Annotated in this window: 15 protein-coding genes; 10 read left to right on the top strand and 5 right to left on the bottom strand. The window is 61.1% G+C overall.

Translation table 11 applies throughout. The features are described from left to right. Positions 1–333: 333 nt before the first annotated feature. Positions 334–1,155, bottom strand: coding sequence for an aldo/keto reductase (locus LMH93_RS14355; RefSeq protein WP_230064294.1), 822 nt, complete (start codon positions 1,153–1,155; stop codon positions 334–336). Beyond that, positions 1,143–2,048, bottom strand: coding sequence for a LysR family transcriptional regulator (locus LMH93_RS14350; protein ID WP_230064293.1), 906 nt, complete (start codon positions 2,046–2,048; stop codon positions 1,143–1,145). Before LMH93_RS14350 ends, LMH93_RS14355 begins: the two co-directional genes overlap by 13 nt. 140 nt (positions 2,049–2,188) lie before the next feature. Here LMH93_RS14350 and LMH93_RS14345 point away from each other — a divergent pair, with 140 nt between their 5' ends. From LMH93_RS14345 to LMH93_RS14305, 9 genes are all read left to right on the top strand, one after another. Then, positions 2,189–2,887, top strand: a complete 699-nt coding sequence (locus LMH93_RS14345; protein ID WP_004374230.1) for a CoA transferase subunit A — start codon at positions 2,189–2,191, stop codon at positions 2,885–2,887. Between the two features lie 35 nt (positions 2,888–2,922). After that, complete coding sequence (locus LMH93_RS14340) at positions 2,923–3,579, top strand: CoA transferase subunit B (protein ID WP_004576290.1); 657 nt, start codon at positions 2,923–2,925, stop codon at positions 3,577–3,579. 154 nt (positions 3,580–3,733) lie between these two features. Then, positions 3,734–5,152 (top strand): short-chain fatty acid transporter, encoded by a 1,419-nt coding sequence (locus LMH93_RS14335; RefSeq protein WP_004576289.1) that lies wholly within the window; start codon positions 3,734–3,736, stop codon positions 5,150–5,152. Positions 5,153–5,228: 76 nt separating this feature from the next. Then, complete coding sequence (locus LMH93_RS14330; RefSeq protein WP_004374236.1) at positions 5,229–5,771, top strand: helix-turn-helix domain-containing protein; 543 nt, start codon at positions 5,229–5,231, stop codon at positions 5,769–5,771. Between the two features lie 248 nt (positions 5,772–6,019). Further along, positions 6,020–6,196, top strand: coding sequence for an EPS-associated small membrane protein EppA (gene eppA / locus LMH93_RS14325; protein WP_004374238.1), 177 nt, complete (start codon positions 6,020–6,022; stop codon positions 6,194–6,196). Between the two features lie 260 nt (positions 6,197–6,456). Next, positions 6,457–7,014: a polysaccharide biosynthesis/export family protein gene (locus LMH93_RS14320; RefSeq protein WP_004374240.1), complete on the top strand. Its 558-nt coding sequence runs from the start codon at positions 6,457–6,459 to the stop codon at positions 7,012–7,014. 24 nt (positions 7,015–7,038) lie between these two features. Beyond that, positions 7,039–8,154, top strand: coding sequence for a hypothetical protein (locus LMH93_RS14315; RefSeq protein ID WP_230064292.1), 1,116 nt, complete (start codon positions 7,039–7,041; stop codon positions 8,152–8,154). 19 nt (positions 8,155–8,173) lie between these two features. Next, positions 8,174–9,736: a GumC family protein gene (locus tag LMH93_RS14310; protein WP_004374243.1), complete on the top strand. Its 1,563-nt coding sequence runs from the start codon at positions 8,174–8,176 to the stop codon at positions 9,734–9,736. 11 nt (positions 9,737–9,747) lie between these two features. After that, complete coding sequence (locus LMH93_RS14305; protein WP_060537394.1) at positions 9,748–10,554, top strand: CpsD/CapB family tyrosine-protein kinase; 807 nt, start codon at positions 9,748–9,750, stop codon at positions 10,552–10,554. 63 nt (positions 10,555–10,617) lie between these two features. Here the strand turns inward: LMH93_RS14305 and galE are convergent, their stop codons facing one another. From galE to LMH93_RS14290, 3 genes are all read right to left on the bottom strand, one after another. Then, positions 10,618–11,583 (bottom strand): UDP-glucose 4-epimerase GalE, encoded by a 966-nt coding sequence (galE, locus tag LMH93_RS14300; RefSeq protein WP_230064291.1) that lies wholly within the window; start codon positions 11,581–11,583, stop codon positions 10,618–10,620. A 105-nt stretch (positions 11,584–11,688) separates the two neighbouring features. Beyond that, entirely contained in the window at positions 11,689–14,289 is a 2,601-nt protein-coding gene (locus LMH93_RS14295; RefSeq protein ID WP_230064290.1) for a cellulase family glycosylhydrolase, read from the bottom strand. Positions 14,290–14,294: 5 nt separating this feature from the next. After that, positions 14,295–15,821 (bottom strand): O-antigen ligase family protein, encoded by a 1,527-nt coding sequence (locus LMH93_RS14290; protein WP_004374249.1) that lies wholly within the window; start codon positions 15,819–15,821, stop codon positions 14,295–14,297. A 95-nt stretch (positions 15,822–15,916) separates the two neighbouring features. Here LMH93_RS14290 and LMH93_RS14285 point away from each other — a divergent pair, with 95 nt between their 5' ends. After that, positions 15,917–17,293 (top strand): oligosaccharide flippase family protein, encoded by a 1,377-nt coding sequence (locus LMH93_RS14285; RefSeq protein ID WP_004374251.1) that lies wholly within the window; start codon positions 15,917–15,919, stop codon positions 17,291–17,293. Positions 17,294–17,326: the final 33 nt, after the last annotated feature.

Genomic DNA, 17,326 nt, shown 5'->3' with positions numbered 1-17,326 from the left:
GCAGGGCACCGGCCTTGCCGGTGTTCGCGGGCATGCCCCACATTGACCGCCTGCAACCTTGAGCCTGCCCCAATCATTCATCGGCCACGGTGCGTTATTCCTTGGTCGACGGCCACGTTTGCCACTAGGCCTGAGCCCCCATGTGGGAGCGGCCTTGTGTCGCGATAGGGCCGCAAAGCGGCCCCAGCAATCTATGCATGATGCCGAGATCCTGGGGCCGCTGCGCGGCCCTATCGCGACACAAGGCCGCTCCCACAGGGATCGCGCCAGCTTTTAGAAATTGAGCAAGACAGTTGCTCCCAAAGGTCGCGTCCTGGTCCCGCTTGTGCTCGCCTACACCATCGCCAACCGCTGCTTGCGCGTCGGTGCAGGGAACGCCCGGTCGATCGCCCGCAGGTCTTCACCGGTCAAGGTCAGCGCTCCCGCCGCCGCATTGAGCCGCACGTGCTCGGGCGCCACCGCCTTGGGGATGGCGATCACGCCGTCATCGCGGGTCACCCAGGCCAGGCAGACCTGGGCCGGTGTGGCGCCATGGCGCTCGGCGATTTCCGCCAGTACCGGGTGCTGCAACAAGCGCCCGGCCTGAGCCAGCGGGCAGTAGGCCATGGTTGGCAAGCCACGTTTTTCGCACCACGGTAGCAAGTCGAATTCGATGCCGCGTTGGGCCGGGTTATACAACACCTGGTTGGTGGCACAATCAGGGTTGTGCAGTTCGCGCAGGTCGTCGACGTCGAAGTTGGACACGCCCCAACGCTTGATCTTGCCCTGCTCGCGCAAGCGCTCGAAGCCTTCGACGGTTTCCTCCAGCGGGTGCTGACCCCGCCAGTGCAGCAGGTACAGGTCGATGCAATCAGTGCCCAGGCGCGTGAGGCTGCGTTCGCAGGCAGCCGCCATGCCGCGCAGGCCGGCATTGTGCGGGTAGACCTTGCTGACCAGAAATACCCGGTCGCGGCGCCCGGCAATGGCTTGGCCAACGACCTCTTCTGCCCCCCCTTCGGCATACATCTCGGCGGTGTCGATCAGGTTCAGGCCCAGCTCGATGCCCTGTTGCAGCGCCGCGACTTCGGCAGCCTTGCGACCTGGGTCTTCGCCCATGTACCAGGTGCCTTGGCCGATGGCTGGAACACTCGTGCCTGCCAGCTTTACGTAACGCATGTCACCTCCGGGATCCGGGTATTGGAAAGAAGCACCTCAAGCAGTGCCTGCGCTGCGGTGGAAAGCTTGTGCTCGCTGAGGGCAATCACGCCGATGCGCCGCTCGACAGTGGGCTCGACCAAGGTTACGCAGCGGGCACCCAGCTCCTGCATCTGGTTGATGCACAGCGCCGGCACAGCACTGACCCCCAGGCCGCTGGCCACCATGCGGCCGATGGTCGTCAGCTGGTGGCTTTCGAACGCGACTGCCAGCTTGCCGTGGCGGGCCGCCACATTCTGCTCCATCAGCAGGCGCACCGCCGAAGGGCGCTGCAGGGCCACGAAATCTTCGGCCATCAGCTGTGCCCAGCTGACCTGGGGCAGCAGCGCCAAGGGCGATTCGGCGGCCACTACCGCAACGAAGCGGTCCATGTACAACGGGTGGAAGTCCAGCCCATCGATGTTATCCGGCTCGAAGCCGATGCCCAGTTCGACGCGGCGATGGCGTACCAGTTCCTGTACCTGTTCGTTGATCACGTCGTGCACCGTGACGTTGACCTTGGGGTAGCGCTGGCGAAACACCTTGAGCGCGTGGGGCAACAGGTTGCCGGCAAAAGCCGGCATGGCCGCCACTGACACACGGCCCAATTGCAGGGTAAAGCGCTGGCGCAGCATCTCTTCGGTATCGTCCCAGTCGGCCAGCAGGCGGCGTGCCAGTGGCAGCAGCACTTCGCCTTCGGCAGTCAGGCTGACGCTGCGCGTGGTGCGGCTGAGCAGGGCGCCGCCGAGGTTTTCTTCCAGCGCCTTGATGGTCAGGCTCAGTGCCGGTTGCGAAACGTGCAGGTGTTCACCGGCCTGGGCGAAGCTCTGGTACTTGGCCACGGCGACAAAGGCGCGCAATTGTTTGACGTTCATGTCGGGCCTATCGTTTGTTTTGTAAAAATTATCAATCGATGACGAAAACAAAATTAACAAATCAGTCGCTTGCGGTGAAGATGTCTGCACACGCTCACCGACAGCCTCGTCGGTTAAACAACTACAAAAGGCGGATCAGCATGGCCGGACTGGACAAGCGCGTTGCAACCTATGAACAGGCCCTCGAAGGCCTGACCGACAACATGACGGTACTGGCCGGTGGTTTCGGCCTGTGCGGCATCCCGGAAAACCTTATCAGCGAAATCAAGCGGCGTGGCGTCAAGGGCCTGACCGTGGTTTCCAACAACTGCGGCGTTGACGGTTTTGGTCTGGGCGTGCTGCTGGAAGACCGGCAGATTCGCAAGATGATCGCCTCCTACGTGGGCGAAAACGCCGAGTTCGAACGCCAGTTGCTCAGTGGCGAGCTGGAAGTGGAACTGACCCCACAGGGCACCCTCGCCGAAAAAATGCGCGCAGGTGGTGCCGGCATTCCGGCGTTCTACACCGCCACCGGCTATGGCACCCCGGTTGCCGACGGCAAGGAAGTCCGCGAGTTCAAGGGCCGCAAGTACATCCTGGAAGAGTCCATCACCGGTGACTTCGCCATCGTCAAGGGCTGGAAGGCCGACCACTACGGCAACGTGGTGTACCGCAACACTGCGCAAAACTTCAACCCGCTGGCGGCCACCGCCGGCAAGATCACCGTGGTCGAAGTGGAAGAAATCGTCGAACCCGGCGTGTTGCTGCCAAGCGAAATCCACACCCCGGGCATCTACGTGGACCGTGTCATCGTCGGCACCTTCGAAAAACGTATCGAAAAGCGCACCGTCAAGGCCTGAGCGCCATCCACCCGAACAATAAAGAGATCCTGACCATGGCACTGACCCGCGAACAGATGGCGCAACGCGTTGCCCGTGAACTGAAGGACGGTTACTACGTCAATCTGGGCATCGGCATCCCCACCTTGGTGGCCAACTATGTACCCGCCGACATGGATGTGATGCTGCAATCGGAAAACGGCCTGCTCGGCATGGGCGAATTCCCCACCGAAAGCACCCTCGATGCCGACATGATCAACGCCGGCAAGCAAACGGTCACCGCCCGCCGCGGCGCCTCGATTTTCGATTCGGCACAATCGTTCGCCATGATCCGTGGCGGCCACGTCGACCTGACCGTACTGGGGGCTTTCGAGGTGGACGTGCAGGGCAACATCGCCTCGTGGATGATTCCGGGCAAGCTGGTCAAGGGCATGGGCGGGGCCATGGACCTGGTGGCCGGCGCCGACAACATCATCGTTACCATGACCCACGCCTCCAAGGACGGCGAGTCCAAGTTGCTGCCACAGTGCAGCCTGCCGTTGACCGGTGCAGGCTGCATCCGCAAGGTGCTGACCGACCTGGCCTACCTGGAAATCGAAGACGGCGCCTTCATCCTGCGCGAGACCGCGCCAGGGGTCAGCGTCGAGGAAATCATCGAGAAAACCGCCGGCAAACTGATCGTGCCGGATGATGTGAAGGAAATGACCTTCTAAGGCATGACGTGATCTCACCCTGTAGGCGCGGGTTGACCCGTGAATGCGTCGGTACATTGACCGCCGCATTCGCGGGTCAACCCGTTCCCACAGGTTTTTTGCGTTGCCTGGCAATACCGCTTCATCCCATAAAACCAATAAAAGGAATTCAACCGTGGCCGCTGAAATTCAAGACAGCCGCTCCGCGCGCTTTGCCTTGCGCTGCTCCAACTGGGCTGAACGCTGGTTCCCCGACTCCTGGGTGTTCGCCGCGCTGGCGGTGCTGCTGGTGTGTATCGGCGCACTGGCCATGGGCGCCAAACCGACCGACACCGCCAAGGCGTTTGGCGACGGCTTCTGGAGCCTGATACCGTTCACCATGCAGATGGCCTTCGTGGTCATCGGCGGTTATGTGGTGGCCAGCTCGCCGCCCGCCGCGAGGCTGATCGATCGCCTGGCGCGCATCCCCGGCAATGGGCGCTCGGCAGTGTGCTGGGTAGCACTGATCTCGATGCTGGCCTCCTTGCTCAACTGGGGGCTGTCGCTCGTGTTTGGAGGTTTGTTGGTGCGCGCCCTGGCAAGGCGCACCGACCTGAAGATGGACTACCGCGCTGCGGGTGCGGCGGCTTACCTGGGCCTGGGTGCGGTGTGGGCGTTGGGCCTGTCATCCTCGGCGGCGCAGCTGCAGGCCAACCCGGCCAGCCTGCCACCTTCAATCCTGTCGATAACCGGGGTGATCCCGTTTACCGAAACCATCTTTCTCTGGCAGTCCGGCGTGATGTTGGCGGCACTGGTGGTGGTCTCGCTGGTGATCGCCTATGCCACCGCTCCGGGCCCGAACAGCGCACGTAGCGCAGAAGACTGCGGTGTCGACCCCAGCTTCACAGCGCCACCCGCGCCGCAACGCACGCGCCCGGGGGAGTGGCTGGAACACAGCCCGATCCTGATCCTGCTGTTGGTGGCCTTGGCTGCTGGCTGGCTGTATCAGGAGTTTGCGACAAAACCTGCGATTACCGCCATCTCGGGGCTCAACACCTACAACCTGTTGTTCATCATGCTCGGTGCTTTGCTGCACTGGCGCCCACGCAGCTTCCTTGACGCGGTGGCACGCGCGGTACCGACCACCACCGGTGTGCTCATCCAGTTCCCGCTGTATGGTTCGATCGCCGCTATCCTCACGCAGGTGAAGGGCGTCGATGAACAGACGCTGGCCCACCATATTTCACTGTTCTTCACCCAGATTGCCACCCATGACACGTATGCCGTGCTGATGGGCGTGTATTCGGCGGTGCTGGGCTTCTTCATCCCTTCAGGTGGCGGCAAGTGGATCATCGAGGCCCCTTACGTGATGCTGGTGGCCAACGACCTGCAGTACCACCTGGGGTGGGCCGTGCAGATCTACAACGCGGCCGAAGCTTTGCCGAACCTGATCAACCCGTTCTACATGCTGCCGCTGCTGGGCGTGCTGGGGCTCAAGGCGCGCGACCTGATCGGTTTCTCGTTCGTGCAATTGCTGGTGCATGTGCCGTTGGTGCTGGTGTTGCTTTGGGCGCTGGGTACAACGCTGCAGTACGTGCCGCCCGTGATGCCTTGATTCGAGGCCCCTGGAGACTTGGCGCCAGCTTTCAGACGCGTATCATGGCTGCCTCAGCCTGGGAAACCCGCGTCACATGTCTATCCGATTGAAACTGCTGCGTAAGAAACTGGGGATGACCCTGGAAATGCTGGCCGAAAAGACTGGCATGACCAAAAGCTACCTGTCCAAGGTCGAGCGCGGCCTCAACACGCCCTCGATCGCTGCGGCGCTGAAACTGGCGAGGGCACTGAACGTCAATGTCGAAGAGCTGTTCGCCGAAGAACAGCCCGGTCAGAGCCGCTACAGCCTGGTGCGCCGTACCGAGCGCCAGGCCTTGGTGGGCGATGGGCAAGGGCCGGGGTACGCGGCCCTCACCAGTCAGGTTGGCCAGCGCAGCCTGCTGCCGTTTCTGATTCAGCCGCCGTCCGAGTTCAGCGACCCCACGTTCAAGGAACACCAGGGCGAAGAGTTCCTGTTTGTTCACGCAGGCCAGGTGGAAGTGGATTTCATGAGTGAGCGGGTGTTGCTGGAGCAGGGCGACGCCCTGCATTTCAATGCCCAGACGCCGCACCGCCTGCGCTCGGTAGGTGCGACACCGGCGCAGTTACTGGTTGTGGTTCACCACGCAGACGAATGAAACCGCAGGGGGTAATCATGCCCCCACGTGTTCTCAGCTGTGAAACGCCATGTTCATCGCATCATCCCTCCCTTGCATAATCTGCATGCCGTTTTTTTGACGAATGCGCCCATCGCTCATTGAATTTTATTATGGTGTCGGATCATTGACGTAGTGTCATTGTGCCCATAAGCTCAAGTCAACAACGAAACAACTCCCGCAGCACAGCGCCAATAACTAATTGATTTTCCTGTTTTTAGGAGGGGAGTATGCGCACGACTCTGATAATCAAATCGATGTTCTTGCTGGTGATGCTAAGTGGTGCTGCCCGCGCAGCGGATTCGTATATAAATCAGAACAGTATCATTCCTGTTTCAACTGCAGGCTGGTTCTTTGCCTTTGCTGTGGTCGGTTTTGTTGCCGTTGCCAACCGCAGAAAGATCTGAGCCGTATACCGGGTCCTAAAGTGACCCCTTGCTGCGAGGCCACAAGCATGGCTTGTGAATTCTCCAACCGTTGCTATATTCCCAGTAGCCCGTAGGACCAACGTTTACAAGGCGTTGCAGCCACGTCTGCAGCGTCAAGGCAAGGGCCTCCAGGAAGGTCGAGGCCATCACGGCAGCTGTGCGCCGTGAAGCGGAGCGAGAGTTGGTGTGTTGTTCTCATTCAGTGCTCTTTGTCGGGCCATTTGGCCGGAGGGACCCTCATGGTGCGTTCAATGTTTGCCGCTTTCTGCATGCTGACGGTGTGGTCTGGCGCCGGTAACGCCGACCAGAGCAGTGCTGCCTACCTGCTCAGCCCCGGCGATGTGGTGATGGTATCGGTGTGGCAGGAAGACAGCCTGCGTCAAGAAGCCACCGTACTTCCCGATGGCAGTATCACCTTCCCCTTGGCCGGGCGCATCAATGTTGCCGGGCTGGATGTGACGGCAGTGGAAAAGCAGGTCGCTGCCAAACTCGAAAAATTCCTCCCCGACCCTAACGTCAGCGTTGTCGTCAAAAGCATTGCCGGCAACATGGTCTATGTACAGGGCAAAGTGATCAAGCCCGGGCCTGTGCAAATGGCAGGCCCCACGGCCGTATTGCAGGCGCTGAGCATGTCGGGCGGCCTGGACAAGTTTGCGGATGAAAGCGAAATCAAGGTGGTCCGCGGCACCGGTGCTTCCCAAAAGATCCTGCCCGTGCGATATAAGGACCTGGTGTCTGGGCGGGACATGTCCACCAACATCCAACTTCAGGCTGGCGATACGCTGGTCGTTCCTTGATCTTGCCTTTAATAAGAACATTTAATGCCTCTTCTTAGAACAACTCGCATTGCAACGGCAATCCTGGTCTTGCCGTTCACGGACGCGGTACTGGCGGCAAATTGGCAGTCTACGGTGGTGGTACCGACATCCGTCGAATACGACAGCAACCCATTGCTGTTGACCTCGGGGGAAAAGGGCATAACGCGCACGATCATCGCGCCGGATTACACCCTGATTGGTACTTTCGACCGTGACGAATTGAGGTTGGGGCTTGGCATGCATGTGCTGCGCTCGTCCGATACGGATATCGTCGATGACCGTGAAGACCCTGACATCAGCCTGGGTTGGCAGCGTACCACCGAGCGGGGGCGGTTCGGCCTGGTGGGGCGCTACAACGAAAGCTCGACATTGTCGGGGACAGTACTGGATACCGGGGTGATTACCACCGACGGTACGCAGAAGCTTTACACCTTGACTGGCAACTGGAGCCAGGCGGTGACCGAGCGCAGTACCTTGAGCAACGAAACCACCTACAGCCGTGCCCGTTATGACATCAGCACGCTGACGGGCTACGACGAACTGGCGAACGTCTTTACCTGGACTTACGCCTGGAGTGAGCGAGCTGACCTGTATACCCGTTTTGGTGCCCGGCGCTATGAGCCAGACCAGGACCTTACCGCGACCGCTTCCAACAGCTACACCCCGGCAGTCGGCATCAAATACCAGCTTGCCGAAGGCTTGAGCGCCGATGCCCATGTTGGCGTCAACCAAGTGTCAGGTGATGACGGCGGCCGGCGCGGGGAGGGTGGTGTTGCGCTGCTTTACACCGGCCCGCGTGCCGACGCCAGCTTTACCGCCGAGCGCAGCACGGTAGCAAGCGCCGAAGGCGGCTTCGCCGAGCTGGACCAGGTGCGTGGTGTGTGGAGCTATGCGCTGACCGAGTTGTCCCGGGTCGGTGCCGACGCCGCGTGGCAAGACAGCAAAGGGCAGTCGCCCAACACGCTGCAGACTTACAGCGTATGGGCCAGCCGCCAGTTTTCGCCTTACTGGGACCTGCGCCTGTCGCTGATGTACAAGGAACGGCAGCAGGACCATGTACCGGATGCGACCGCTACGATCGTTGGTTTGACGTTGACGTACAGGTACCCCGACATCTGAACTGCAGGCAGGTGGCCCTATGAAGTCTGACTACGAGCTCTCCCTCAGAGATTACATCGCCATTATCAAGGACAGGGCCCTGGTGTTAGGGGTGAGTGCCGCAGTCATTCTCGCCGCGACCGTGGCCGTCGCGCTGATGGTGCCGCCGATCTATCAGTCGACCGGCACCATTCTGGTGGAGTCGCAGCAGATTTCGCCTGAGCTGGTGTCGACCAACAACACAAGCTTTGCCGATGAGCGCATCGAGGTGATCCGCCAACGGGTGATGACCCGCGACAACCTGCTGCGCATCATCGGCAAGTACGAGCTCTTCGCCGACAAGCGCTTCAGCGAAAGCGACAAGATCGACCAGATGCGCAACGCGATCGTGGTCGAAACCCTTACCACCTTCGTGCGCGGTCGTGGTGAGGCGACCGTGGCGTTCAATGTGTCGTTCGAGCACAAACAGGCACAAGTAGCCAAGGAAGTCGCCGATGAACTGGTGACGCTGTTCCTCAACGAAAACCTCAAGCAGCGCACCGAGCGGGCCAACGAAACCACCGAATTCCTCACCCAGGAAGCCAACAAGCTGGGTGCCGAGCTGGCCACCCTGGAAAATCAGCTGGCCGATTTCAAGCAGGCCCATGCCAATGCCTTGCCCGAGCACCAGACCCTGCGGATGAACATGCTGTCGCGGGCGGAGCTGGAATTCCGTGAGGTCGACCGTGACTACAAGGCTGCCCAGGAGGAGCTGCGCTACCTTGAGCTGGAGCTGTCTGCGGCCAATGCCGGCCTTGCCACCAAGGCTGCCGAGGGCACCCGGCCAACCCGTGCCGACCAGCCCGACGACCTGCCAAGCCTGAAAGCCGAATACGCGCAGCTGCTGACCCGTTACAAGGATGCCCACCCGGATGTAGTGTCGGTCAAACGCAAGATACAGGCTCTCGAAGCCAGTGGGGGGAGCACTGCGGCCGTGTCCACGGTCAGCCTCGACGCGGCCCGTGTTCGCGCCAAGATGAGCGCCGCCCAGGTGCGTATTGCCTCGCTGGCAGAACAAAAGCGTGAGCTGACCCGGAAAATGGAAGGCTACGAAGCCGAGATCCTCGAGGCGCCGCAAGTCGAGCGTGGTCTGGTGACCTTGATGCGTGACCACGACAACGCGCGCAAGAAATACGAAGAGATTCGTGCCAAGGAAATGGGCGCAAAGATTACCGAAAGCCTCGAGCAGGAAAACAAGGCTGAACGCTTTGTGCTGCTGGAGCCTCCTCTGTTGCCTGAGAAGCCGATCAAGCCTAACCGCAAGAAAATCGCTGCGCTGGGTCTGGTGCTGGCACCGGCCGGTGGCGGGGCGTTGGTGATGCTGCTGGAAATGCTCAATCAGCGCGTGCGTGGCGTTGGTGCCCTGGAAAGTCTGCTGGGCAAACGGGTACTGGTGGCACTGCCTTATATCGATACCCGGGCCGACGTGGCTCGACGCAAGCGCTGGCGCAATCGCCTGATCCTGGCGGCACTGGCGTTGGCAGCTATCATGATAGGGCTGGTGCACGTGTTCTACATGCCACTGGATGTGCTGTTGTACAAAGTCATGTCTCGGTTTGTATAGGGAAAGCAGTGATGGACAGGATCAAGCCGGCTGTTGGCAACAATATTCATCAGGTTACCCCGGGTACTCCCCAGGCACTGTCTCCCGCCCCCGGTACGGCGCTGGCCGAAGTGCCGGGTCAGTTCGATTACGTGAACACCAAGGTGGTGCCGCTGCGTGCAGACCACCTGGAGCGTAACCGCATCGTGGCGTACAACAAGAACTCCAACATGAACGGGCCGATCGACCTGTTGCGTACGCAGGTGCTCAGGGCCATGGATGAGAACGGCTGGCGCACCTTGGCCATCACCTCGCCAACGCCGGAAGCGGGCAAGACAATGCTGGCGATCAACCTGGCCATGAGTATTGCCCACCATACCACCAAGACTGCGTTGCTGGTGGACTTCGACCTGCGCCGGCCCAAGGTCGGCAGTTACCTGGGCCTGCCCATGGAGCAGGCACTGAACGAGTTTCTGACGGACAAGGCCGAGTTGCAGGACTGTCTGGTCAACCCCACCTTGCCGCGCTTCGTGGTGCTGCCAACGCGGGTACCCGTGCCCCTGTCGACCGAGATGCTGTCCTCGCCCAAGGTGAACAACCTGATTGGCGATTTGCGCAACCGCTACGAATCGCGCATCTGCATTTTCGATTTGCCACCGCTGCTCAGCTCGGACGATGCGATCACCGTGATGCCCAAGTTCGACTGCGTGTTGCTGGTGGTGGCCAACGGAATGAACAACAAGAAGGAAATCGAGGATTGCCTGCATCACCTGGGCACGGTGAACCTGATCGGGACAGTGTTGAACAAGGCTGACGAACAGCCGCGCACCTATTACTGAGCCTTCTGGCAATGCGCCTGTAGACGCCGCCTTGTGCTGCGCCTACAGGAAGCCGAGGGCAACTCAGCGCTCCCAGGGATACTGCAACTCCCACTGCCACGCATGCCGAACAATCTGCTCAAGCGAGGCGAATGCCGGGCGCCAGCCCAGCACCTGCATGGCTTTGCTCGCATCCGCCACCAGCCGTGGCGGGTCGCCGGCGCGACGCGGTGCGTCAAGGGCATTGATCTGTCGCCCGGTCACTGCCCGGGCCGTATCGATCACCTGCTGCACCGAAAAGCCCAGGCCATTGCCCAGGTTGAACGCGGCACGCTCGCCACCGTCCAGTAAATAATCCACTGCCAGTGAATGGGCCGCCGCCAGGTCTGCCACATGCACGTAGTCGCGTATGCAGGTGCCATCCGGTGTGTCGTAGTCGCGACCAAACACTGTCACCGCCTCACGCCGGCCAGATGCAGCCTGCAGGATCAAGGGGATCAGATGGGTTTCCGGTTCATGACGCTCGCCTAGCTGGCCTTCCGGGTCAGCGCCCGCTGCATTGAAATAGCGCAGGCATACCGACTTCAAACCATAGGCCCGGTCGAAGTCCTCAAGAATCTGCTCGACCATCCATTTGCTCAACCCGTACGGGTTGATCGGCACCTTGGTGTGCGCTTCATCGATCGGCACGTACTGCGGATTGCCGTAAACGGCGGCACTCGAAGAAAACACCAGGTGCCTGATGCCGGCATTGACCATGGCCTGCAGCAGGGAAAGGGTGGCTGCGACGTTGTTCTGGTAGTACTTGCCGGGTGCACTGACCGACTCGCCCACTTGAATGAACGAGGCGAAGTGAAACACCGCATCGAAGTGGCACACGCCAAACAGCACATCCAGTGCGGCTTCGTCGGCGATGTCGAGCTTGGCCCACTGGATACCGGGGCCAGGTGAGACCAGGTCCGCCACCAGCACTTCATGGCCGGCGGCGAGCAGGTGCTTGACCATGTGCGAGCCAATGTAGCCCGCACCACCCACAACCAGATATTTCATCCCCACCTCCTGGAATCTGCTGTTTACAGACGCAGTGAACACTCCCTGACACGTGCAGGTGGGATGATCAGCTACAGGTGACCTGAGCGTAGATGGCCATATGCTCTATTTCAAGAATAGCCAATTGGACATGTAGGTACCGTCGAAGGTAATGGTGTATTGCCCATCCTTGTAGGCCACTGGCAGCGGCTTCAGCTGTTCCCGTGCATCGCGGGCGAACAGTTTCAGGCCGGCGGGTGCCTTGATGTCCAGGCGGCCTTCAAGGGGCTCGACATTGAACGGCGTCTTGTCATCGGCCTTGGGCATGGCACGGGTGCCCAGAGACAGCAGAAGCTCGCGCGACTGGCCCAGTGGCTTGCCGTCCAGGCTCTGGACCACGACGCTGGCGTAAGGCGTTTTCGCTTGTACCTGAATGGCACCCAGGTTGACCGGGCGGCCGCCCAGCCAGCCGCTGGCGGCCTGGGTCAGTGGCGTGTCGATGGTGTAGATGCCTTGTTGCCAGTTGCGCCTGAGCTCGCCCGTATCGGTCACCGACTCGGTGGCATCGGCGGCCAGCAGCGATTGCCCCGGGTCATGCAGCACCTGCGCGCCTGCCGGGATGGGCGCGGGTTTTAGCCAGGGCAATTGCGGCGTGTGTGGCAGGGCGATCTGCAACTGGCCCTTTTCCATGGCCGTGCGCAACAGCGGTGAGTTACGCGGGGTGATTTCCTGGTTGTACAGGGTGTCAGGTGTCGGTGCGAACACGTAGCGAGTGGTGGCGGGTTTCACGTCCGCACGGCGATAGAGCAGGGCAGCGGCGGGCAGGGTGGCGATCATCGCCGGGTCGTTGTACGCGTGCCAGTTGTCCGCCGTGCGCCAACCTGGGTTGAATGCTTGTTGGCTGTAGGCGTATTGCAGCATGGCGTCCCAGCCTTGGTGGCTGGCAGTGCCGGCGATGTAAATGGGTAGCGAGTGACGGTCCGGCAGCGGGAAGGGCTCGGCGTTCCACTCGGTGACGGTCAGCGGTTTGCCGACGACCTGGGCGGCCGCAATCCAGTCGATCATGCCGTCGCTGGTCAGCGGGTTCTTCTCCAGTTGGCCTGCGTCGCCGTAGCTGTGGGCGTCGATGACATCACCAACGCTCAGTGCCGGCAGTGCGCTAAGCCCATTGCCGCCCCAGGTGCTGGTGGTCGCAATGGGGACTTTCACGCCCACGCTGCGCAAGTGGGCGATCATGTCGGCATTGAAGCGTTGTTCCAGCTCGTTGAGCAACAGCTTCGACGGCCCATGCTCCCAGGCACGCCAGGTCAGGTCGGCGGGCAGGTCAAACTGTTTGGCAAAGGCCTTGGCTGCGGTCATGTAGCGCTCGCTGTGGCGCGGTACATCCTTGTTCGGCATCAGGGCGTTGCCGTAATGCTGGGTCAGGTCATTCTCGTTGGTGATCAGCACGGCGGCGATGGCCGGGTCGTCCTTGTAGGCCAGGCCCGTGTATTCGTTCACATGGGTCAGGTACTGCTCGGCGAAGCGTTTCATCGCTTGCTGGATACTGTCGTTCACGTAGGCGTAACCCTTCAGGTCGACGCGACCATCCTTCTCGGGCAGCTCCTTGAAGTCTTCGATATTGTCGTTGGCGGTAAACGCACGCTGCACATGCATGTCCAGCCAGATGTAGATGCCTTCGTCCTTGAGTGACTTGATCCACAGGTCGAGCTTGCGCAGCGATTCAGTGCTGAGCTGCTGGGTATCGCGCACCAAGGTGCCGTCGCCAAATACGTTGGGGCTGACCCAGGGCGAGTCGTGGTGATGCAAGCGCACCAGGTTGAAACCCAGTGCCGAGAGGCGTTTGGCCTGTTGGCGTATTTCGTCGTCGGGGCTTTTGAACAGCGAGTAGGCCGACAGGTTGGTGCCCCAGAAGCGTATTGGAGTATTGTCGGCGAACATCAACTGGTCGCCGACCGCCTTGACGAAGCCACGCTTGCCGGCGGGTTTTTCCGCTGCGTTGAGGAACGACAGGTCCACCGGCGAGGTGCGCCAGTCCAGTTGGTCATCAGGCCACTTGGCGGGGTCTGCCAGGCCGAAGCGCTCGGTGGGCGTCGGGCCGAGTTCGATGTCGCCGGTCACGTTGAGCACAGCCTTGAGCTGCTGGCGGCCGGCGCTGATCGGGTCCTTGTAGAGGAATGCGCGCAGCTCGGACGGGTTGCCGCGCTCGAAATAGACCTTGGCCAGTGGCGGGTCGAAGCGCATTTCGATGCGGCGACCCTGGTCGGCCTTGCCCCACGTCCAGCCGCGGTTGTCGGGCAGCAACTGCGGGGCCCCCATGTCGCCGGCGATTTGTGCCGGATCGAACTGGAACACCATGCCGCCACCCATGACACCGTTCTGGCGGCTGTGGGCGTCGAGGTCGAAGGCCCAGCTCAGGGTTTGTGCCTGTTCCTTACGGATGTCAGCCTGCAGGTCGAAGTCCAGTTCCTTGTTCTTGCCCCGCAGCGTGTAGTGGTAAGGGCCATTGACCTTGAAGTCGGTATAGAAACCGGTCCAGCTCCAGTTGGCAGCCCAGAAATCGAATTTGGCCTTCATGACCGGGCCACCGCCGTGTGTCACGGCAGGCAAGCCATTTTGCTCATCGACACTGACCTGCCAGTCTGAAGCCCAGCTGGCCAGCGGCAGCAGGGCCAGGCCGGCAATGGCCGAAAGGCGCACGTAATGACGCAGGGACAGCCTATTCATGAGCATTACCTGGGTTGTAGGTCGGGTTCTGCCAGCTCAACGGCCGGGCTGTTGTGCAGGCGGCGAACCATCTGGATGTAGGCCACGCCCAGCCCTGCGATAGACCAGTACACCACCGGGATGAAGGTGATGCTGCTGACGGTGAAGATGATGACCAGAATGCCGATCAGCGTTGCCAGCAACACCCGGCCGAGCTGTCGTCGTTCGTCATCCTTGTCGGCAAAACTGAGCATGGCCCTGCGGATACCCAGCAGCAGCACGGCAAAGAACGCCACGAACAGGCCTAGCCCGACCAGGCCGGCCCGCAGCGCCAGGTTGATGTAGGTGTTGACGATATCGATGATGCCTTCGCCCTGGATCATCGCCTGCATTTCGGGTGTGTTACGGAAATCGAAGGAGCCGAACAATGGGTTGCGCTGGATGACGATCCAGGCGTTGTCCATCAGCCGCTCGCGGTAGGTGATGTTCTCTTTCTCGATGCTGCCGATGTACGGCAACAGGTCCAGCACCTTGTCGCCGCCAGGCACGACAGTCAGCAAGGGCAACGCCAGCATGCCAGCCGCACCCAGCAGCGCCAGGCGCTTGACGGCGCCTTTGCCCAGGGCAATGAACACCACCACGATGACCACGGCGCCGATCCACGGGCCACGCGACAATGGCGCGAACAGCCCGGCGGCCAGCAGCAGGGCGCCCATGGCCCTGTGCAACGGGCGTTGCACATAGCCTTGCACGAACAGGAACAGGCCGATGGCCACGCTCATTACGTAACCCAGTACAATCGCCTGGCCGGTGGTGACGCTTGCCCGCAGCGCACCGCCGCGGCTCAGGTAGCCGGACATGCTCCATGGCACGCCCATGGCGTCGACCAGGGCGCTGTACAGTAACCAGTGGCGCACATACTCGGCCACAGCGATCAGCGCCATGACGAAAGAGGCGAGTACGAAGGCCAGCAGGGTGTCCTTGAAGTCGCTGATCTGACGTAGGCCACGGCTGGCCACGTAATACGGCAGGAGTACGTCGACATACAGGTACAGCGCCTGGCGCAGCGTGTCGGTAGGCGTGGTTTCGCGTAAATAGAGCACGCTCAGCAACAGCAGGCCGGCCGCCAGCAATTTATCAGCCCAGGTGCGGCCAAAGCGCAGGGTGTCACCCTGGCGGCGCAGGTGCAGCGCGGCCGGCAGCAGCACGCACAGGCTCAGCAGGCGAATATGGTTCAGGTCGACCAGGTAATTGACCACGCCAAACCCGGGCACCTGCACCGACGCTGGCGGGATCAGGAACAGCAGCATGTAGAACAGCGCCATGGGGTTGTGCTCGCGGCGCCCGGCCAGCAACAGGACGACCGCGCCCACGCCCAGGTACAGCCAGAAGCTGTGCGAGAAAAAAGCCAGCAGGGTCAGCAGGAACCACAGATTGCGCCGGCGCTTGTAGTCGCTGAGCGGAATCAGGTCGGTGGCAGGCCGGCGCGCCATCAGGAAGACCACGCTCGCCAAAAACAGGATGACGATCAACGCACGAAAATGTTCAGGCATCGGCTATGTACACCTTTCCTTCGGTGGGCAACGGCTAGCATCGTGGCTAATTGAAACTATAGTGACTTTTAGCCAATCAGTCAGAGATTGAAGTCATGCCGTCGATTGATGTGTCAGCTGCCGCGAGCCTGCGCAAGCGTGCCCTGAGGGCCGGGTCGTGGAACCTGGTCTCGCAGGTGGCTTCACAGGTGATGCGCCTGGGCGGCAATCTGATCATGGCCCGATTGCTGCTGCCGGAAATGTTCGGCGTGATGGTCATTGCTACCACTGTTTCGATACTGCTGCATTTGCTTTCCGATGTCGGCCTGCGCCAGAACATCATCCAGAGCCACCGTGGTGACGATCCAGATTTTCTCAATACCGCCTGGACCGTGCAGATCATCCGCGGTTTCCTGCTGTTTGCCCTTACCCTGCTGCTGGCCCTGGGGGCCTGGTTGGCACAACTGGCTGAGCTGTGGCCGGCAGACTCTACTTATGCCGCGCCGGTACTGCCGATGGTACTGGCGGTCACCGGCCTGTCGGCGGTCATCTGGGGTTTCCAGTCCACCAAGATAGATGTGGCGGTACGAACTTTCCAACAAAAGCGCGTGGTGCTGGTCGACCTTGCCTCGCAGGTGGCTGGCCTGGTGGTGATGCTGGTGCTGGGCTTGCTGACCCATTCGATCTGGGCGCTGGTGTTATCAGGCCTGGTTTCGGCGGTCGTCTGGACCGTGCTGGGGCACACCGCCCTGGAGGGGCCCAACAACCACCTGCGCTGGGACCGTTCGGCGCTCACCGAGTTGATCGTGTTTGGCCGTTGGATCCTGTTGTCGTCGATGGTCGGCGTGCTGGCGATGTACGGCGACCGCATATGGTTTGGCGCCAGCATGTCGGCGGCGCAACTGGGTGTGTATTCGATCGCCGTGCTGATCCTGGGTGCGGTGCAGACCGCGCTCATGAAAATTGTCGGCGCGGTGGCGCTGCCTGCTTTCAGCGAGGCGGCCAGGGCCGACGACAAGCCGCGCCTGAAAGCGCTGTATTTCCGTTTTCGGCTGCTGGTCGACCTGCTGGTGCTGTTCATTTGTGGCGGTTTCCTGACCGCCAGCCCGCTGCTGATCGGCTGGATGTATGACGATCGCTACCGCGAAGCCGGGCCGATGCTGGCGATTCTCTCGCTATCGTTCATCGTATTGCGCTATACCTTGGCTCATCAGGTGTGGATTGCCTTGGGCCTGACCAAGTACCAGGCCATGGACAACATTATCCGCCTGGTCTCGTTATGGGGGCTGTTGCCGCTACTACTGGCAATTGGCGGGGTGGAGTGGGCGATCTGGGGGGTTGCCCTGCATGCTGTGCCAACGCTTGTGCTGGTTGTGTATGTGAACTGCAAACTGGATATCTTCAGCCTCAAACGTGAGCTGATGGTACTGCCGATGTTGCTGGTCGGGGCGCTGTGCGGGGCACTGTTGACGGCCTTTTTCAACTGGCTGTAGCGCAGTTTGCTGGGTGTAACTTTCATGGCTACA

Origin of the sequence: Pseudomonas sp. CIP-10, from assembly GCF_020911845.1 — a bacterium.
GTDB lineage: Bacteria > Pseudomonadota > Gammaproteobacteria > Pseudomonadales > Pseudomonadaceae > Aquipseudomonas > Aquipseudomonas alloputida.
The sequence above is the reverse complement of the archived record's forward strand: the minus strand, read 5'-3'. Positions and strand labels throughout refer to the sequence as shown.